The 18,953-nt window shown below is 61.0% G+C and carries 21 protein-coding genes and 2 pseudogenes; 12 read left to right on the forward strand and 11 right to left on the reverse strand.

Annotation, left to right across the window (positions count from 1 at the left end):
- The 6 genes from QDY28_RS29610 to QDY28_RS29635 form a co-directional block, all read left to right on the forward strand.
- Positions 1-172, forward strand: a 172-nt coding sequence (locus QDY28_RS29610; RefSeq protein WP_331384776.1) for a transposase, incomplete at its 5' end; no start/stop codon positions are given.
- A 40-nt stretch (positions 173-212) separates the two neighbouring features.
- Positions 213-875: a conjugal transfer protein TrbF gene (locus tag QDY28_RS29615; RefSeq protein WP_028753548.1), complete on the forward strand. Its 663-nt coding sequence runs from the start codon at positions 213-215 to the stop codon at positions 873-875.
- A 17-nt stretch (positions 876-892) separates the two neighbouring features.
- Positions 893-1,702, forward strand: coding sequence for a P-type conjugative transfer protein TrbG (gene trbG / locus QDY28_RS29620; RefSeq protein WP_028753549.1), 810 nt, complete (start codon positions 893-895; stop codon positions 1,700-1,702).
- A gap of 3 nt (positions 1,703-1,705) precedes the next feature.
- Complete coding sequence (trbH, locus tag QDY28_RS29625) at positions 1,706-2,143, forward strand: conjugal transfer protein TrbH (protein WP_028753550.1); 438 nt, start codon at positions 1,706-1,708, stop codon at positions 2,141-2,143.
- A gap of 12 nt (positions 2,144-2,155) precedes the next feature.
- On the forward strand, positions 2,156-3,451 hold the full coding sequence (trbI, locus tag QDY28_RS29630; RefSeq protein ID WP_028753551.1) for an IncP-type conjugal transfer protein TrbI: 1,296 nt from the start codon (positions 2,156-2,158) through the stop codon (positions 3,449-3,451).
- 313 nt (positions 3,452-3,764) lie between these two features.
- Positions 3,765-4,478 carry an autoinducer binding domain-containing protein gene (locus tag QDY28_RS29635; protein WP_028753552.1) on the forward strand — a complete coding sequence of 238 codons (714 nt, stop codon included), beginning with the start codon at positions 3,765-3,767 and terminating at the stop codon, positions 4,476-4,478.
- On the opposite strand, the gene QDY28_RS29640 is transcribed toward QDY28_RS29635, so the two are convergent.
- Positions 4,475-4,795, reverse strand: coding sequence for a transcriptional repressor TraM (locus tag QDY28_RS29640; RefSeq protein WP_028753553.1), 321 nt, complete (start codon positions 4,793-4,795; stop codon positions 4,475-4,477). The two genes, QDY28_RS29635 and QDY28_RS29640, sit on opposite strands and share 4 nt — an antisense overlap.
- Before the next feature lie 184 nt (positions 4,796-4,979).
- Here QDY28_RS29640 and QDY28_RS29645 point away from each other — a divergent pair, with 184 nt between their 5' ends.
- Complete coding sequence (locus QDY28_RS29645; RefSeq protein WP_028753554.1) at positions 4,980-5,198, forward strand: helix-turn-helix domain-containing protein; 219 nt, start codon at positions 4,980-4,982, stop codon at positions 5,196-5,198.
- 17 nt (positions 5,199-5,215) lie between these two features.
- Here the strand turns inward: QDY28_RS29645 and QDY28_RS29650 are convergent, their stop codons facing one another.
- The 6 genes from QDY28_RS29650 to traA form a co-directional block, all read right to left on the reverse strand.
- On the reverse strand, positions 5,216-5,710 hold the full coding sequence (locus QDY28_RS29650) for a DUF4411 family protein (RefSeq protein WP_028753555.1): 495 nt from the start codon (positions 5,708-5,710) through the stop codon (positions 5,216-5,218).
- 9 nt (positions 5,711-5,719) lie between these two features.
- Complete coding sequence (locus tag QDY28_RS29655; RefSeq protein WP_028753556.1) at positions 5,720-6,913, reverse strand: XRE family transcriptional regulator; 1,194 nt, start codon at positions 6,911-6,913, stop codon at positions 5,720-5,722.
- Between the two features lie 185 nt (positions 6,914-7,098).
- A complete protein-coding gene (locus QDY28_RS29660) occupies positions 7,099-7,716 on the reverse strand; it encodes a TraH family protein (RefSeq protein ID WP_331384775.1) in 618 nt (205 codons plus the stop codon).
- Between the two features lie 17 nt (positions 7,717-7,733).
- Positions 7,734-8,897, reverse strand: a complete 1,164-nt coding sequence (locus QDY28_RS29665) for a conjugal transfer protein TraB (protein ID WP_028753558.1) — start codon at positions 8,895-8,897, stop codon at positions 7,734-7,736.
- Positions 8,887-9,453: a conjugative transfer signal peptidase TraF gene (traF, locus tag QDY28_RS29670; RefSeq protein WP_028753559.1), complete on the reverse strand. Its 567-nt coding sequence runs from the start codon at positions 9,451-9,453 to the stop codon at positions 8,887-8,889. Before traF ends, QDY28_RS29665 begins: the two co-directional genes overlap by 11 nt.
- Complete coding sequence (traA, locus tag QDY28_RS29675; protein ID WP_028753560.1) at positions 9,450-12,761, reverse strand: Ti-type conjugative transfer relaxase TraA; 3,312 nt, start codon at positions 12,759-12,761, stop codon at positions 9,450-9,452. The genes traF and traA overlap by 4 nt, the downstream gene beginning before the upstream one ends.
- Before the next feature lie 255 nt (positions 12,762-13,016).
- Here traA and traC point away from each other — a divergent pair, with 255 nt between their 5' ends.
- The 5 genes and pseudogenes from traC to QDY28_RS29700 all read left to right on the forward strand — a co-directional run bounded on the left by traC (position 13,017) and on the right by QDY28_RS29700 (position 16,783).
- Entirely contained in the window at positions 13,017-13,313 is a 297-nt protein-coding gene (gene traC, locus QDY28_RS29680; RefSeq protein WP_028753561.1) for a conjugal transfer protein TraC, read from the forward strand.
- Between the two features lie 4 nt (positions 13,314-13,317).
- Positions 13,318-13,533, forward strand: a complete 216-nt coding sequence (gene traD, locus QDY28_RS29685; RefSeq protein ID WP_028753562.1) for a type IV conjugative transfer system coupling protein TraD — start codon at positions 13,318-13,320, stop codon at positions 13,531-13,533.
- Complete coding sequence (gene traG / locus QDY28_RS29690; RefSeq protein ID WP_028753563.1) at positions 13,526-15,499, forward strand: Ti-type conjugative transfer system protein TraG; 1,974 nt, start codon at positions 13,526-13,528, stop codon at positions 15,497-15,499. Before traD ends, traG begins: the two co-directional genes overlap by 8 nt.
- Before the next feature lie 383 nt (positions 15,500-15,882).
- Positions 15,883-16,322 (forward strand): annotated as a pseudogene (locus QDY28_RS29695) (thermonuclease family protein).
- Between the two features lie 203 nt (positions 16,323-16,525).
- Positions 16,526-16,783: a WGR domain-containing protein gene (locus tag QDY28_RS29700; protein ID WP_015341943.1), complete on the forward strand. Its 258-nt coding sequence runs from the start codon at positions 16,526-16,528 to the stop codon at positions 16,781-16,783.
- Between the two features lie 32 nt (positions 16,784-16,815).
- On the opposite strand, the gene QDY28_RS29705 is transcribed toward QDY28_RS29700, so the two are convergent.
- The 4 genes and pseudogenes from QDY28_RS29705 to QDY28_RS29720 all read right to left on the reverse strand — a co-directional run.
- The gene (locus QDY28_RS29705) at positions 16,816-16,989 is read right to left on the reverse strand and encodes a hypothetical protein (protein WP_167540210.1); all 174 of its coding nucleotides are present in this window, start codon (positions 16,987-16,989) and stop codon (positions 16,816-16,818) included.
- Between the two features lie 317 nt (positions 16,990-17,306).
- On the reverse strand, positions 17,307-17,798 hold the full coding sequence (locus tag QDY28_RS29710; protein WP_015341941.1) for a hypothetical protein: 492 nt from the start codon (positions 17,796-17,798) through the stop codon (positions 17,307-17,309).
- Between the two features lie 323 nt (positions 17,799-18,121).
- Complete coding sequence (locus tag QDY28_RS29715; RefSeq protein ID WP_167669584.1) at positions 18,122-18,286, reverse strand: hypothetical protein; 165 nt, start codon at positions 18,284-18,286, stop codon at positions 18,122-18,124.
- A 324-nt stretch (positions 18,287-18,610) separates the two neighbouring features.
- A pseudogene (locus QDY28_RS29720) lies at positions 18,611-18,778 on the reverse strand (DUF736 domain-containing protein); the annotation flags it as partial.
- Positions 18,779-18,953: the final 175 nt, after the last annotated feature.

The raw sequence follows: 18,953 nt of genomic DNA on the forward strand, positions 1-18,953 counted from the left end.
CCGCAAGGTCCAGTACGAGTACGACCGCGCCGTTTACAAGCAGCGCAACGTCATCGAGCGCATGTTCTGCCGTCTCAAGGATTGGCGTCGCCTCTCCACCCGCTTCGATCGCAACATCAAAAACTTCATGGGTGCCGTCGCTCTCGCCGCAGCCGTCATCTGGTGGCTGTAGTGAGTCCGGACCCTAACAGCAATCAGAAAGTGATCGATCGATGGCAGCGAACCGCGCCCCCGAAAACCCCTATCTTGCCGCGCGCCAGGAATGGAATGAGCGATACGGTTCCTATGTGCAGTCCGCCGCCGCTTGGCGCATCGTCGGCATCCTCGGTTTGACCATGGCCGTGATTGGATTCGCATATGCGATGTATCTCAGCACCCAGGTCAAGCTGGTTCCCTATATCGTCGAGGTCGACAAACTCGGGACCGCGGTGACGTCTGGTTACCCGCAACAGATTGAATATGCCGATGTTCGGGTAGTACGCGCGACGCTCGGAAACTTCGTAACCAGCTTCCGTTCGATCACGCCGGATGCAGTGGTGCAGAAGCAGTATATCGATCGAACCTACGCACTCCTTCGAACATCGGATCCCTCGACCGAGAAGATCAACGCCTGGTTCCGCGGTAACTCGCCGTTCGAAAAGGCGAAGTCTTCGACCGTTGCGATCGAGGTCAACAATATCGTGGCGCTCTCGAACCAGACCTATCAGATCGACTGGACCGAATACGAACGCGACCGCAAGGGCAAGGAAATAGGCACGCGCCGGTTTCGCGGCATCGCAACGGTGACGCTTACCGCACCGCAGGATGAGGCGACCATCCGCCTCAATCCGATCGGCCTCTATGTCCGGGATTTCGACTGGACAGCACAGCTTTAAGGCAGGGGATTCACTCAATGCACAGAACAGGATTGATCGCGGCCGGCTGCCTGGCCGGACTCGTCTTCGTGAGCGGTGCGCAAGCACAGAGCATGTCGAACAATGAGGTGAAGGGGACGAACATTTCCAGGAAATGGCGTGGCACATCGGGACTGGTGACAACCGGCCCCGATGGCAAGGTCATTTTCCTATTCGGGGAGACGCAGCCATCGGTCGTCTGCTCACCGCTGCAAGTCTGCGATATCGAACTCCAGGGCGGCGAGATCGTCCGGGACGTTTTGGTTGGAGACACGGTGCGTTGGAAAGTCGAGCCCGCGACCTCCGGCGCCACCGGCGGCCAGGCGATCCATCTGATCGTCAAGCCGTCGGAGGCGGGTCTCGTCACGTCAATGGTCGTCACGACCTCGCGGCGCACCTATCACATCCAACTGAAATCGCATCCGAGCCAGTACATGGCCCGCGTCGGCTTCGAATATCCGGAGGATGTCTCGACCAAGCTTGCCGATATCAACTCACGGCTGGAGACCGGCGGCATTCCTGGAACCGCGCCCGACAAGCTGAACTTTTCTTACTCCATCAGTGGCAGCGCGCCCTGGAAACCGAAGCGCGTCTATTCGGACGGCGCCAAGACCTACATCCAGTTCTCGAAATCGGTCTCGAGCCAGGATGCGCCGGTTCTTTTCGTCGTCAGCGGTGGCCAGAATCGCATCGTAAACTATCGAATGAAGAACGACTTGATGATCGTCGACTACGCGGTCGACAAAGCAATCCTCGTCTCCGGTGTCGGCTGGCGCCAGCAGAAGATCACCATCCGGCGGGGAGGCTGACCAATGCGAAACCTTGTTGTTGCGATCACGATCGCTTTTGTACTTACGGGCTGCCAAACGGCTGAGGACGGGCTGACCACCGGTTCGACGCCGACCACCCTCACAGGTTCGGCGGCAAGTGCAATTGCCGGCGACATGGCAAGCCGGCTTGCCGAGCAGGTCGGTCCCGCGGGCACGACGACCATCAAGATGGAGAAGGACTCATCAGACTTTGCAACAGCGCTCGAGGCTGCGCTGAAGGGTTGGGGCTATACGGTCGTAACCGATGGCAAGGTTGGCAAGGACGTCAAACCCGTCGAACTCGCCTATTCGCTCGACGACGTCGACGGCCAGGTTCTTGCAAGACTGTCGACGCCCTCGATCGCCCTTGGCCGCGCCTACACCGCAACGACCGGGGGTGCCGTGCCGGCAAGCCCCCTCTCGATCATGCAGCGCAATTGAGAGGAGGCGAGCATGGTCCAATCTCTGCAGCTGGGCACCTCCAGCCAGGCCGACGATCAGAAGGGTATGCGCCGTCTGAACCGTCTGCCAATCATCGTCGCCATCATCATCGTTGCGCTATTTGTCGGCGTCGTCGTCATCGGGCTGTCATGGCGCGGTCTCCCCTTCAATCGGAACAACGATCTCGACAGCGCCTCGAATGCTCCCGCAACCAACTTCGGCGACCAGCTCAAGCGTGGTGTCACCGACGGCATCATCGGCGATCCGGAACAACGCGAAGTGTTCCAGCCGACGCCCGCCGTCGAACAGAAAGTCGCGAAGGAAACCGCCGTTGTTGATCGCACACCCACCCAGCGAGAGGAGCGGCGCCCTAGACTTGAATCGGAAGCGGAATGGAAGGCACGCCTGAAACGGGAGCAGGACGAACAGTATATCCGTGAAGCGCAACGGCAGCGCATGGCCCGGCTCCAGGCGCGGGCGACAGCGTTGGACTCGCCGTTGAAGGTGGATATTTCCGACATCGACAAGGCAGCCAACGCCTCCAGAGAGACCGACCGGCGGGCGACGACTGCCAATAGCGCCTCGGACCTATACGCCGCTGCCATGAAGTCCGGTCTGATGGGGCAGAATGTCGATCCCAACGCTCAGACATCAAAGGAAGATTTCTTCAACCAGGACATCAAGGACCTTGGCTATTTGCCGAACCGGGTGGTGCCGCAAATGTCAGCCTATGAGCTCAAGCGCGGCTCCGTCATTCCCGCCACCCTGATCACCGGCCTGAACTCCGACCTTCCCGGACGGATCACCGCGCAGGTCAGTCAGAACGTCTATGACAGCGCCACCGGTTACCGGCTGCTGATCCCGCAGGGGGCAAAACTGTTCGGCCGTTACGATTCCAAGGTCTCGTTCGGCCAGGAACGCGTCCTTGTCGTGTGGACCGATCTCATTTTCCCGAATGGCTCAACCCTGCAGATCGGCGGCATGGCCGGTACGGATGCCGAAGGCTATGGCGGCTTCAAGGACAAGGTCGATCGGCATCTCTGGCGCACGTGGAGTTCTGCTGCGCTGATCGCACTGATCGGAACCGGGATCGACATGTCGATGCCGCAAAGCTCGACGCTTGCAACGCAGGAGACTGCATCGGACGCGGCCCGCCGCAACTTTGCGGAATCGTTCGGCAGGGTCGCCGAGCAGACCATTTCAAAGAACCTGAATGTGCAGCCGACCATCCAGATCCGCCCCGGCTACAAGTTCAACGTGCTCGTGGACCAGGATATTATATTTCCGTCGACCTACAGCAGAAACTGACGAACATCGTCCGACGCCATTTCAGCCGCTGGCATGCCGCGCATGCCGGTGCAACATTGCAATTCCGCAATAACTTTCCTGTCTTTGTCATCTTTTTAGTTCAAGGGGACTTGAAACTTGTCTTTTCACAGGTAGTGCTAGGCGTACACGGCTAGAGGGACTGCTCCGCGCTGCTCTGGCACCGTGGGTTGCGTCGAGATGCCTGTGGCTGATTGTGGCTATGGCTTGGCCGCTGGGCGGCGAGGCCTGTTCGAGTGTCTCGATGTGCCAGATCATGACCGACCTACAGGTCGATAAGACAGGAGAAACGCTGGTGGATGGAGAATTTCGCTCGCTCGTCGACATGTTGGAAGCTGCGCAGGACGAGCTTACGATCAAAGGTGCCATGAAGCGCTTCGCAGAGGCCTGCGGCTACGAGCGGTTTGCCTATCTTCAAAAGGAAGGCGCCCAGATCAAGACCTTCAACACCTACCCAAAGCCATGGGAACGCACCTATCTCTCGGCCGATTACTCCAATATCGATCCCGTGGTGACGCAGGCAAAACGAAAAGGCGATATCTTCTTCTGGACGGCGGACGATTGGAGACCGCGCGGCTCATCTGAGCTCAGAAAGTTTCGCAATGAATCGATCGAGCACGGAATCCGTTGTGGCATGACCATTCCCGTGGAAGGCAGCTACGGAACATCGATGATGCTGACCTTCGCATCCTCCGAAAGGAATGTGGAACTGCCGGTCGCTTTTGACCCGAAAAAGGCTGTGCAATTGGTGATGATGATCCATTATCGCTTGAAGATGATCGGCGGCAAGACCACGCTCAATCCAAAGCAGGCGCTGTCGCCGCGTGAAATGGACTGCTTGATCTGGGCGGCAAAAGGAAAGAGTACGCTTACAACCGCCAATTTGGTCGGCATCGCTTTCCGGACTGTGCAGCACCATCTCGATAAGGCGCGTGGCAAGCTCGGCGCCGAGTCGGTTCCGCATCTTGTGGCGATCGCCAAGGATCGGGGTTTGCTGCCTCCCAGCTAGCTGACATCGTCATCGACCGGTACTTCCGGCACGAAGCCGAGTGCGTCGAGCATATCCGAAAGCTCATCCTGCTGAGCTGCGGCCCTTTTCTGGCGCGCAAAATGCTCCTCCTGAAGGGTCTCCAGAACCGAACTGGCGATCGTAGGATCCTCGCTTGCGCGTATCCACTCCTCGTAGACCGCCTGATCGGCGGCGAGCAGACGGCGATGTTCGCGAATGGCGGCCACTGTCAGCGTCTCCAATTCCGCCTTGTCCATCAAATTGTATCGAGATTTCTTCTGGTCTCCTCCGGCTTGCGAGGAACCCGCATCTTGCATTTCTTTTCCTTCCCAGATCGATGGATTGGCACGACTGCGCCGTATTCGCGCGCGCCTCTTGGCTCCTATGTCAGACGATCCTCTTGGAAGAGTAAACATCCGACCACCGGCAATATCACAGGCTTTGTCGAATCGGAACTATAGTTCCTAGAACAATAATTCCGATTCTGGTTCCGCTGATGTCATGGATCTCAACGAGGTCATGGCTAGGAATTTGCGTCGTATCCGCCATGGCCAGAAACTGACGCAGGAAGAATTGGCCCATCGCACAGGCCTAAGCGCGCGCCATATCGGTGCCATTGAGCGCGCCGAGATGTCTGCAACGATCACGGTCCTTGGCCAGATCTCCCAAGCGCTGGCTGTCGATCCAAGAGAATTCCTGACGGAGACAAATACGGGCTGACAATTCGAACGCCAACGTCAGATTCGGGATCGCCAACCCGTCGTGAAGTTCAGGGCCGACATCATTTCGAAACTGTTGCACCACCTGACACCGAGATCCTTGCAGACGTCGGGGATGCGGCGATTTGCGCGCTTTGCGCTTGGCTTCGAAGCCTCGACCGTCACCACGATTCGATCGTCGGACAGCGCCATCGCATAGGCGATCAAAAACGGATCTCGCCCGATCTCGATGACCTCAGCGTCGTTCAGATCGGTAGCGTATTTCTCGATAACAGCCTGCACCAAGGCCGGGTCGACATCTTCATCCAGCCGCAGAACACCGTAGTTGTCAGCTTCGCTCAGCCAGCGACCGATTTCCGAGCCCTCGGTGATTTCTTCGAGGATCTCCACGGGAACTTTGATCTCGCCGGCCTCGCCCATATGGACCAACCAATCCCAGAATTCCGGAAACCGGCCGATCGGGTAGTACAGATTATGGGCGGTGATCAGAACGTTTGCGTCGAGGAGATGCACGGCTTCTCCTTAAGCCGCGCTATCGGTAAGGGAATAGACGTTGCTGGCTTTGACACCGAGGATCGCGGCGGCCTTTGAAGGCGACAAGGCACCCTCCGCCAGCATTCGCCTGGAGAGTTCGACGAGCCGATTGCCGAGCTTATGGCGTTTGACCGTATAGTAACTTGGACCTCCCTCGTTTTCCCTCGCACGATCGCGTTGCGCGGCTCGGTTCCTCAGCCACTGCTGGCGGAATAGCGTGGTTACCGCTGACCATGTTTCCTGGTCGATGATGCCTTCGCGATAGAGCTTGTAGGCCACCATGGAGTGGCTGACCTGCCGAGCATCCGCGATTGCGGAAACCCGCGCTATTACCTGTTCCTGCGACGCCCCAACGAGCGAAGGCTCCTGGGCGATCTCTGCCGAGGGCAGCAGGATGCGCCCGGCAACATCATTGCAGAACGTCTCGATCGCGCTTGCCGGCCGTCCCCCGCTGACACCGGTCCGACCGAGCCAGATATGCGCAAGCTCGTGCAGAAGCGTGAATGACCACGCCTGCTCGCTGTCCTGATCGTTGATCACGACGAAAGGCGCGACAGGATCGGCGAACGCGAAGCCCCTGAAGAGTTCGACATTCAGGGTGCTGTGATGACTGCCAAGGTTGCCGATAAGAAGCACGAAAATGCCGGCCGCCTCGGCCCGCTCGCGAAGATAGGCGAAACCCTTGGGCGTTCCGCGGCCGCTTCCATGCCGGTACGTCTTCAGTTCGAACACAAGGCGCGTCCGAATGGCGCTCGCCAATGCCTCGGCGCCCTGGCTTTGATCAAACGACCCGACGAAATCAAGCGGGGTTGCCTCGTCCTCGGTTTCGAGCACGGCCCTGACCATTTCCTGACGCGCGCGGACTTCACGCAGCAGTGTGTCGACCAACGCCGCATCGCGCTTTGCGAACTCAGCCGGCAGGGTTCGAAAATCTTCGCCGCGCGCGGCCACCGCCGGTGGCTCTGCCAAATAGAACGTCAATAGGGGCCGGCGATATTGCGCCGCCATTTTCAAGAGCATCGGCCGTGTCGGCTCGCTGTCCCCGGTTTCGAGCATGGCCAGGCGATCGCTGCCCGCTAGTCCGCGAGCCTCGCCAAGACCGACTTTTTCAGCGGCATCCTCGAGAGTGAGCCCCGCGGTTTCGCGAGCCCAACGCAGGATCGATGGATTGACCTTGGGCACCGTTTTCCTCTGTTCGAAGCAGGCGATACGCCCTTTGATATGATCATGCAATCGTTAGGAAAGATATAGGAAGGGCAGAGCCGGTGGGCGAGCATGAAGCATTTTTCCCGGTCGCCGGCTCGCCTTCGATAGATCCGCAACGCCAGGCATCGATCGCGCCGATCATCCCGGACGAAGCTGTGCAGCTACTTTTGCCCACCGATACGCGAAAGATCGATCCGCATCCCCGCTGCGCCAACTTCCCTCTCATCTTGAGGTTCGGCGTCGGTCGGCAGGGAAGCGTCGTGTGGTGCGTCATCAGTTCCACCGCTGTCGATCGGCTCACGCTGATTGACGACTGAGCCCCCTGGATCGGGCGCCTGGAAAACGCTCACGCCCTCGAATTCCCCGGTCTTCCAGGCATAGACAGCGTCCTCGAATATTTGCGGGAAAACCTCATCGCTTTTCGGATTGCCATACCATTTGGCGACGATGCGCAAGACTTTCGCGAACATCGCCGTCCCCTTGCGAAGGTTTTCGCAACTGTCGAGCAGGTCGGGCTTCAGATCGGCGACATCCTTGATCCCAACGCCGGCGGGAAACTGGGTCAGGCCGACGCGAACCACCGCCTGACCGACATACTGCCGGACGATCGCCATCGCCTCGTCCGATGTTTTCGCCTTCGGAACGAGGATCAAGCGGCCACCGGATTTGACGGTGACGGCCAATAGATCGTTGGAGCCTGCAGCTGCCACGAACTGTTCGACGATCGCGGCTTTCAATGAAGGGTCAGCGCATTTTTGGATGAGGGCCGCGTCGAGCATGACGTCTCCTTGGGCAATCAGGTGTTGAAGGAAAAGACAATTGGCTTGGCAAAGAGGCGCGCCCAGGCTTGGGCGCTCGCGCGCTGAATGGCGACGATGGATGTCCCTTGCGTCCACCAGCCATTGCCGGCAGCGACAATGAGGTCGGGATCCTCGAGCATGGAGTGCAGGACCGGCCAGACGATCAGTTGCTCGTAGCAGATCAGTGGCGCTATCCGATGGCCAGCGGCAGTCGCGACAGGATTTTCGAAGACATGTGCCCGCGCACCGCCGCTCTGAGAGAGCAACGCGCGCCACGGCTGCCACATCGAACCCGGCACCGGCATGCGTTCGCGATAGAGGGTCCGCGCGCCCTTGGTGGAGATAGCGACCAGAACATTATCGTATCCGCCCGCATCGATGACGGCCGCGCCGGCGATGACGGTGACGTCAGTTCCCCGCAGAGCTTGCACCCAGAACCGTTCGACGGTGAGCGTCCAGAAGCCCAGCGAGCTTTCAGGAAGAACAATCGTGCGTGCGCCCCCCGATGCCCGATCCTTCACCGTGGCAATCAGATCACGATGACGCTCGATGCTGGAGTCACGGCCGAGCAATGCGCCCATTTCAAGGTCGACCCCCTGCCACGATTCAGCTAGTTTCGGTTCGTCCCAGGTTGCGGCGGACCCGATCCAAAAGCCTGCCACGACAATCGCGACAGCTGGCCACATGCGGGTTACGAGGCCCACGAGGCCGGCTGTCGCGGCAACCAGTCCCCACCATCCCCATCCCGGAAAGAGCACGCCCGCCGCGGTGATCGGATGCGCCCATCCGGTTATGCCGAATGGCGGAATGGCCATCAGAGCCGCCGCCAGGAGATAGTGGCACGGACGAACACCCGTCCTCTTTGTCCAGAGGACGGTGTGCACGATGATGAAGCCGACGGAAGCACAGAGCCAAAGCAGTAGTCCCGGCCAGAGGTCCGAGGAATAGAAGGTGGCAACGCCCTGTGGCAATCCATGGGATGCGGCGAGGAAGTAGCCAGCCGAGATCATTGCTGCCGTCAGCCTCGTTCGTGCATGCGCCCAGAGAACCGGAAACGCGAACGCGGCCGGAAGAAGCAGGACGTGGCCACTCCATCCCACCACTCCGGCGATGACTGAAACGGCAATCAATGCGCCTGGCTGGAGGTGCTCACGGCGCACAGGTGAGCACCGGTTGCGCCAGGCCGAGGATTCCTGAGGCGGGCAGAGGGCCGAAATAGCGGGAGTCATAGGAGCTCCGGAACGTTGAGTGGAGAAAGACGCTTTCGTCAGGCACGACCCCGCCGGGATAGGACGTCATTGGCCGGCCGTTGCCGTCCCGTTCAGCCAATTCGGAAAAAGCGATCCGGCGTCCATCGATCGTCACGTCGGCGTCGATTTCGACATGCTGCCCGGCAACGGCGACGACCGTCTTGATGAGCGGCGCAACGCCGCCCGGGCAGGTGCCGGCGCGGAGATAGCCACGCTCCCTTGCCTCCCGCATAGCTGTCGTTTGCGGGGGGCAAATGAAGATGAGGTCGCCAGGAGACACAGGGCGATCGAGCGCCACGATGCGCCAGAGGCCGAGGGGTTCGCTCGGTGTCAGGTTGATGCGCAAACCGCCGACGATTGCCGTAGCAACACCGCCCCCAACGATGGATGCCGCCAGGGCCAGGAGCAGGACAGCATGGGTCCTTTGACCGCGTCGCGTCCCAAACGCAAATACGAGTGTCTTCATTTGAGCGAGAGCCCCTGGCTCTTCGTCTGGCGCAGCGTCTCCGCCTGCTTCAGCGCCTCGGTCGTGCGCTCATGCGCGGCGAGCTGCTGCACCGTCCGCATCGAATTCCACGCCGCTCGCACCTCCGCTTTCTGTCCGGCTGTCATTCCCGGAGTGACGGCATTGAACGTCTGCCCGTTGGGGTCCTTCGCAGCGAGTGACAGGAAAGTTCGCTCGCCGAAACGCTCCGAGACAGCCTTTGCGAAACCCTCCAGTTCCGCCTTCACCATTTTGTCGGCGAGCGCATATTCGAGGCCGGCGGGCAGGTCGTTCCGGTCGATCGCATCGCGAACGCGTTCCAACGTTTGTTTTGCGTTTGGCGACAGCGCGGGAATATCGATCGAGACCTTCAGACGGACAGCGCGTTCTTCGACCTCGAATTTGCGTTCCGCCTCCGCCCGCTGACGCAGGTAGCGCTCAAGGTTGCGGGCCAGGGCCGGCGCATTCGTTTGAGCCTTTTCTCGCTCCTGCTTGTCGGCGTGGCTGGCGAGAATCCCGTTCTTGCCCTTCAGCGCGCCGAAGCTTTCGGGCTGCGATCCGATCTTGGCTATCGTGGATTTCGCAACGGTCTCGTCCTTCAGCATCGCGTCGACATTGACGGCCTTGAACGCGCTTTCCGGCTGGGCGTAGACGAGGTGGAAGCGGGTCGAGACCTCCTCCCATTGCTTCTTCAATCCCGGATCGGCTGCGACCTTGTCCTCTATCGCCTGGTCGAACGATCTGGCGAAGCTTGTGATGCCCGAGACCATCGGCTTTGCCTCCTTGGTGCTGTTTTGGGTTGGGGACTGCGCGGCGCCGCGGACGAGTCCGAGCTTGCCGGCGACGGCGGCAAGGCGGAGACCGAGATTGGCAAGTTTTTGCTTCTGACTGACGACCCATTCCAGCCGGTCGCGAACCAGGGTGCGGGCGACATTGACGAAATTGAGACCGCGGGCTTCGGCAAACTGAAGCGCTTGGCGGTAGAAGGCGCTCTTCTCGTAATCGAGCGTCGTTTCCTTCGCATTCCTTCGCGACAGGATTGGGATCAGCCCGCCGTTCCTCGCGAAGGATCTGCGGCCGTAGTAGACGGCCAAATCCTCGCGATGACGGGTCATGGCGACATAGGTGAGATGGCGGTCGAGCGAAAGGGAAGCGAGCACCTTGACCTGGTCGACCGTCGCACCCTGGCTCTTGTGGATCGTCGTGGCATAGCCGTGGTCGAGGTTGTTGTAGAAGCGATCTTCGACCAGCACGTGGCGGGCATTCTCCCCATCACCGATCAGCGCGGTGATGCGCCCCGGTCCTACTTCCACGACCTTGGCCAGCATGCCGTTCTTTACGCCGAGCGATCCCTCGTTCTTCAGGAACACGATCTGGTCGCCGACGGCGAAGTTGCGTTCGCCATCAGCGGTCTTGAACATGTTTCCCTGATCGAGAACCCCACGTTCGATGAGTTTGATCCGCGCCATCTGGTTGAGCATGCGGACGTCACGGCGCAGATGAGCGAGGATCAGCGACGTCTTCGCCGGATCGTAGTCGTGGTCCCACGCAGCGATGAGGTTGTCGACAGCGTCGGCTTTGAGATCCGCTCCGATGACCCTGCCATTGGCGCGATAGGCGTCGACCGCCTTGCCGACCTTACCGCGTGCTAGATCAAGCGAAGCGTCACGCATCCATTGCTGGCGCTGGCGGTAGATGGTTTCGAGTTCGGCATAGCCGATGCGATCGGCAATGGCGCGAAAGGCGGCACCTGCCTCGATCGGTTGAAGCTGCTCGGGATCGCCGACGAGAACGAGCTTGGCGCCAGTCTTCGTCACCGCTTCGACGAACAGCGCCATCTGCCGAGATGACACCATGCCGGCCTCGTCGAGAACGAAAACCGTCTTGCTATCGAGCTGATCCCGCCCTTGGTTCCAGCGCAGCTCCCATGACGCAAGCGTGCGCGAGATGATGCCCGCTTCCTTCTCCAGGCCCTCGGCCGCCTTGCCGGCAAGTGCGCCGCCGACGACGTGATAGCCGGCCGCTTCCCATGCCTCGCGTGCCGCCTTCATCATCGTCGTCTTGCCGGCGCCGGCACGGCCGATCACGGCGGCGATCCGCTCAGGTCCCGCCACATGTTCGATCGCCGTTTTCTGCTCATCCGAAAGACGCTCATGGCGCTCGAATGTCGCCGCCAGCACTGCCTCGCGAACGCCATGCGACGATCGCTGAGACAGCCAGACGGCGCGATTGGCCATCTCGGCTTCGAGCCGGATCATGTCGCGCGTCGTGTATTTGGCCGGCACTCGGATGCCGCTGGCAAGGTCGATCCGCTCGCGCTCGATGCGGAAGGTTTCGGGGCAGAGCAAGATCCTCACCATCAGGCTTTGGAACAGCACCGCGTCGTCGACGTAACGGTGCAGGATTTTAGCCACGTCCCGTTCGTCAAAGACGCTCTTCTCCCGCATGATCAGGGCAAGCACGAGCTCAGGATTCCTGTCGATCCGCCTGACATTTTCGCTCCGCCTCGCCTCCTGCAGTTCGAGACGCTCGAGCTCGACCGGCTCGGACGCACCATCGGATTTTCGTTCGATCGCCTTCGTGCCGACGCCGAGATGGATGGTCGGTTCCAGGTCAATTCCCTGCTTCTCGAAGGAGCGGCCATCGACGCGGATGTCGAGACCCGCAAGGGCCAGGTGCCGGTTCTGGCAGGCAAACCATCCGTCCCGAAACAGGTTGAAATCGTCGATGCTTCCGGCCCAGAGCTCATAGACGATCTTGCCGGCATCGTTGCGGATCGAATTGCCGTCTGGCCCCGTTACCGGGACCTTCTTAGCGCCAAACCCATCCGCAGTCAGTGGCCGCAACGTCGTCATGAGATGGACATGCGGATTGCCCGGTGCGTCGTGATAGACCCAGTCCGCGACCATGCCCTTCGCCGTGATGTGCTGCTCGACGAAATCCCGCACCAGCGCAATGTTCTGCTCGGGCGTCAACTCGATCGGCAAGGCGATCGTCACATCCTTGGCGAGCTGGGCGTCGGAGCGTTTCTCGAAATCTTCGACCTTGTTCCAGAACGCTTCCGAGGCGCCGCCCACCGATCGATCCGCAATCATCGCGCGCAGCCATTCCGGCGCATCGGCGGGGATGACGAACTCTTCGTGGAGCAAACCCTGCTTGCGGGTGTAGTCGATCGTCCGCGCCTCGCGCTCATACTCCATCTTGGAGCAGTGCCGGTAGGCCGCCGACAGCACCGCGCTGCGGCCGGAGCCGCGGGCGACGACGCTGACGGAGAAATGGGGGACGGCCACGGCGGAGTTCTTTCCCGGTTGCGAACAATATCAACGGGTTCGTCGGGAGCGGCAGGCCCCGCCAGGGCCTAAAAGCAGGGCGTCGCGGCAGCGACGTATAATTGCGCCCTTCGGATCCGCTCCTTCGGAACGGCCGGGATCATTCACCAAAGCATCGCCGCTGGCGATTGCATGATCCGCCTAGTGCGTTCCGCGCGTCGATCGGGAAGACKGGCCTCGCAAGACAAAGCTTTCTCACCCAGGAGTCATCAGCACATGAAGAAGCCATCCTCGAAAATCCGCGACGAAATCGCCAAGCTCCAAGAGCAACTCAAGGCGGCCGAGACCCGGGAGGCTGAGCGCATCGGCCGGATCGCGCTCAAGGCAGGTCTCGGCGAAATCGAAGTCGATGAGACAACGCTGCAGGCAGCCTTCGAGGACCTGGCGAAGCGGTTTCGCGGAGGAAAGGTCGCTGCAACCGGAGGGAAGAAGGTGGGTAGCGCCGGCGAAAGCAGCGCATCGTCCACGCAGGACGCGGCTGGCGCGACTGCGGGCGGGACTGCTGAGGCTTGAGCGGATGGCGCGCACGGCGACTTCCGACGCCCGCAAGAAGGACACGCGGGAAAAGATCGAGCTTGGCGGCCTCATCGTCAAGGCCGGGTTTCGCTACGAGAAGCGGGCGCTGCTGCTCGGGCTTCTCATCGATGCCGCCGGCCGGCTGAAGGGAGATCAGCAGGAGCGCCTTCGGCTCACCGCGATTGGTGCTGCGGCGTTCGGAGAGAGCGATGAATAGAATCGTTCTATACGTCGCACCCTGCGCATTGATGATGCTGACGGCAGTCGGCATGGCGGGGGTCGAACACTGGCTTTCCGCCTTCGGCAAGAGCGATGCCGCAAAACAGATGCTCGGCCGGGCGGGCATCGCTCTGCCCTATGTCGTCGCCTCCCTCGTCGGCATCGTCTTCCTGTTTGCGGTGGCCGGCTCAGCCAGGATTAGGTCAGCCGGTTGGGGCGTTTTCACGGGCGCGATCGCCACGCTCGTCGTCGCGATCCTGCGTGAGACGATACGGCTCTCCGCGTTCCGGGGCGAGGTGCCGGCCGGCAAGTCGATCCTGAACTATCTCGATCCCGCAACGACGATCGGCGCGGCCGCCGTGCTGATGTCMGTGTTGTTCGGCATGCGGGTGGCGATCGCCGGCAACGCCGCTTTCGCCAGGTCCGAGCCGAAACGCATTTACGGCAAGCGGGCTCTGCACGGCGAGGCCGACTGGATGAAGCTGTCGCAAGCCGAAAAGCTGTTTGACGCGGATGGCGGCATGGTCATCGGCGAGCGCTACCGGGTCGATAGGGACAGCGTCGCGGCATACGCGTTTCGCGCCGACAGCGCCGAGACGTGGGGAGCAGGCGGGACCTCACCACTGCTCTGCTTCGACGGCTCGTTCGGCTCGTCGCACGGCATCGTCTTCGCCGGCTCCGGCGGCTTCAAGACGACATCGGTCACGATCCCGACGGCGCTCAAATGGGGCGGGGCGCTCGTCGTCCTCGACCCGTCGAATGAGGTCGCTCCGATGGTGTCGAAGCACCGTGGCGACGCCGACCGAGATGTCTTTGTCCTCGATCCGAAGCGCTCGGAGATCGGCTTCAACGCGCTCGACTGGATCGGCCGGTTCGGCGGAACGAAAGAGGAGGATATCGCCTCGGTCGCCTCCTGGATCATGAGCGATAGCGGCGGCGCGCGCGGCGTTCGTGATGATTTCTTCCGCGCCTCGGCCTTGCAGCTGCTGACAGCGCTGATTGCCGATGTTTGCCTCTCCGGCCACACGCCGGAGAACGACCAGACGCTTCGGCAGGTGCGCAAGAACCTCTCCGAGCCGGAGCCGAAACTGCGGGAGCGGCTGCAGTCGATCTACGACAACTCAGACTCGGACTTCGTGAAGGAAAATGTCGCGGCTTTCGTCAACATGACGCCCGAGACCTTTTCCGGCGTCTACGCCAACGCGGTCAAGGAAACACATTGGTTGTCCTATCCGAACTACGCCGCCCTGGTCTCGGGTACGAGCTTTACGACGCAAGATCTTGGAGAGGGAAAGACCGACATCTTCATCAATGTCGATCTCAAGACGCTGGAAACGCATTCGGGCCTGGCGCGCGTCATCATCGGCTCGTTCCTGAACGCGATTTATAACCGCAATGGGCAAATGGAGGGCAGGACTCTCTTTCTCCTCGATGAGGTCGCGCGCCTCGGCTACATGCGCATCCTTGAGACAGCCCGCGACGCCGGTCGGAAATACGGCATCACGCTCCTCATGATCTACCAGTCGATCGGCCAGATGCGCGAGACCTATGGCGGTCGCGACGCGGCAAGCAAATGGTTCGAAAGCGCGAGCTGGATTTCCTTTGCCGCCATCAACGATCCCGAAACCGCCGATTACATCTCGCGCCGTTGCGGCATGACGACGGTCGAGATCGACCAGGTCAGCCGCAGTTCTCAGGCGAGGGGATCGTCTCGCACACGATCGAAGCAACTGGCCGCCAGACCTCTGATCCAGCCTCATGAGGTCCTGCGCATGCGTGCCGACGAGCAGATCGTCTTCACGGCGGGGAACGCACCGCTGAGATGCGGCCGTGCCATCTGGTTCCGGCGAGAGGATATGAAGAGGTGCGTCGGGACGAACAAGTTTCACCAGCTCAAAGGCAGGCCCGACGCGCATCCGATCGAGCCGGCGCGCAGTGCAACGAGCAAGGCCGATCGAGCATAATGAAGAGTATCGGAGAAATCAGCATAGCGGCCGCCCAACGGGCGGGATTTCGGGAATTCTCGTCGTGCGAGGGGCGGGAAACAGCGCAGCCGCAGGAGCCTCAACTTGAGTAACCCGAAGGGGAGGCGGGACCGACTGCGCCCCGCCTGCGCACACCATCCTGCCGGCCCGACTTCAGGTCGGGCCGTAAACGCAGATGAAACCAGGTCCGAGATAGCTTGAGGCAAACAGAAGAGGACGGGCAAGTGGCGAAATCGAATGTGGTTCCGTTAAGAAGGCCGCGGAAGTCCGGCAGTAGGAATGATCGATATCGCCTGCGGGGAAAGTCACCCCAGTCCGGACAGAAAGGTCCGCGCACATCGCTGATGGCGTTGATCTCAGCCATCATTGTTGCTGCTGGAGGCTGGTTTGCCTTCGGCGGCGGCGATCTCTCTGGCGTACTCGCTTTGGCCAGAACGCCGGCGGCAGATAGATTGGCGGCCGCGTTTGCGTTTTGCGCGAGAGCGCGCGCATGAACTGCGTCGTCGACGGCGATACCTTCTGGTTCGAGGGCCAGAAAATCCGCATCGCGGATATCGACACGCCGGAACTCAGCCCGCCGCGCTGCGAAGCGGAACGCATCAAGGGCGAGGCGGCGAAGGCACGCCTGCTGGCGCTGCTGAATGCCGGCAACTTCTCGCTTTCCGCTGGCTTGCGCGATGAAGACAAGTATGGTCGCAAGCTCCGGACCGTAACACGATCCGGGCACTCGATCGGGGACAGACTTGTCGATGAGGGCCTCGCCAGGCGCTGGGACGGTGCCAGACATGGATGGTGCGGCTGAGGACCCGCGAGAGGATCGTTGCCGGATGGCCGAAACCGCCCGGCGGGTTCGGGGAGCGTGAGCGAGTAGAGCCGTGCGCCGAAGGCGTCTCGCACCAAGCCTGTCTCGTCCCCTCGCTTATCATCACCGTCGTGAATCGATCAGCGCCGACCGATTCATAAGTGTCGTTGGACGCGTTTCCCGGGGTCGGCGATTCTACCCTCATGATCGCGCAACCCTACCATCTTTATGTCGAACGCACCGATGTAGCGAAGAACATGGCGCGCTATTATGCCATGTCAATCGAGCCGAACCTGTTCGGGGACGTCTGTCTCCTGCGCAAATGGGGCCGCATCGGAAGCAAGGGACAGATGATGATCCATCATTTCGGTCGGGAAGAGGAAGCTGTAGACCTGTTCCTCGATCTGCTCCGACGAAAGCGCAAGCGCGGCTATCGTCCGCGCGCCTCAGTGGCACAATGAGAACGGCCCGCCGAAGCGGGCCGTAAGGCGCCTCATCGGCGCAGGTTCCAATCGGTCTCGAACGACACTTCGATGTCAACGAAGAACGGGATCTTGATCGCAAGCTTCAATGCGAGCTTGCCCTTGCGGAAGAAGTGGCTGATCACCTTGCCGAGGGCGCGGAGTTGGCGGCCGGTGGCGGCGAGGAATTGAGCGAGCTGTTGCATGATGGATCTCCTTGTCGATTGCGTCATTGCGGGGATCGACAGCAGACCGGGAAGCAGGGTTGCACCTTGCAAGGCCGAAACGGATGTGGAGGATCTGGCGGCGCCTGAATTTTGACGCGCGAGGAGCCGCAGAATGCGGCGGGGAAAATTCCGGCGGCGCCAGGTTGCGGCCGGACGGACGGGCTGCAATATCCCCGATGAGAGATGACAGCTTGTCGACAAGGAGACGTTGAACTGGTCGCGCTCGCTGCGATCGAAAGCTTGCCAATGCCCTCACGCAGCCGCTCTCGCCGTCCGCGGAAATCGCAAAAGCCGCCTCAGGAGCTTTCGTACGTTGTGTAGACGACACGGGCCGCATGAATGACGATGCCTGTTTCCTGGCGGATATCCCTGACGATCGCTGCCAAGGAACCCAGTTCGGTCTCGCACATCGCGACCAGCCTTGGATAATCGATATCGACGCCGTCGCAATCCGCCGACAAAGCATTGGTCCAACCGCCACCGTTGATGCGGTATTCGTGCGTGTCGAAATCGATCTCGAGCTCATCCTGCAAGTTGATGGTGAAACGCTCGAACATCTCGTTCTCGCCTGCGAGCCGATAGGCGGCATAGTCGTCGTCGCCGGCAAGAACGCTCCGTTCCAATGCCATGATGGTGCGGAGGCGAGCGTGAGCCGCATCGAGCCCTTCGATCAGGCGGTCATGAAGCGCTCGTGAAAACGTGGTATCGCAGCCGAAGCGGTTTGCAAGCACGACGAGCCGGAAACCGGAAAGCTTCGTGTGGAGCATAAGGTTCTGATCCGTGGTCATGATGTGATCTCCTTCATCTTGATGACGGAGATCGGCCACTCCGTGGCAAAGAGGGGTCAAGGAGCGCGGAACGCGACTTGCAAGCGGGGGAGCCGATTTTTCGGGTAGCGCAGCGACGGAAAAATTGGGGGAGACCGCGCCGTTCTTGACGCCGGATTTGCTGGAGTAAAATGGGACGTCAGAGAGAGAAGAGACCCGCGGGCCAGAAGGGGCCGCGACCGTATCCGGCGGGAGCCGGCGGGAGTGTCGAGGGGTGAAACCCCCGACAGCCGATAAGCCGGTCAATCCGGCGAACCGGCTCGACGTGCCGCAGAAAAGCCGCCTCAGAAAGGCGGCTCGGCTTCGATGATGCCGTCCTGTTCGGCAAGCGCCACGGCCAGATCAGCCTGGGCGAGCTGAAGCTCCGCTTCGACCTGGCGCCGCTCGACGGCATCGCAGGCGTTCCTCAACTCGGCCCGCAGTTCCTCGATGTGCTGTTCGATCGTCATCGTCTAATCTCCTTGAGTTCGTGAAAGACGAGACCGCGGGGCGGGAGGAGATGACGGGGTCAAGGAGCGCGGCAGCGACCGKCGGAGCCGGCGCGTGGGGGAGCCGATTTTGTTGGAGCGCAGGTACGAAGCGGAGGCAAAATTGGGGGGAACCGCGCGTCCTTCGACGCCGACATTTTCTCCCGACACGATACCCCGATCTGAGCAGACAATTGTCCCTCTCCGTATCGCACCGAAAAAGCCKGCGGCAGGCTCGATGCCTGCCGCAGGCTTGTCTCTGTCACCGGTTTTGACCCCGCCTTTCGGCGGGGCCTTGTCCGGGTCTCAGTCCCGGTTGGGGCGGGACCAGATCAGCTGGTAGCCGTCCTCGCCTTCGACCTCGGTGAGCGTTGCGTAGATCGGGGCGGGGAAGCTCGGATCGTCGAGCTTGACCGAGAGGTAGTCGCGGTCCTGCTCCGAGCGCTTCTGCCAGGCCGCGCCCAGCTCGACGTTTTGCGGTGCACCGCAAAACGTCGATTATGCTGAGAGTGTGATTATGCGGAGTGCTGATCGCTGAAGGCTGGATTTCTCGACGATAGCGGCGGCTTCTGCTCCGCATAATTCCACTGGTGTGGAAGAGGCGCCCCGCCGTGAAGCGGAGCGCCGATGTGCTGGTCAGCGCGACCAG

The sequence above is a fragment of the Rhizobium sp. BR 362 genome (assembly GCF_036528765.1).
GTDB lineage: Bacteria > Pseudomonadota > Alphaproteobacteria > Rhizobiales > Rhizobiaceae > Rhizobium.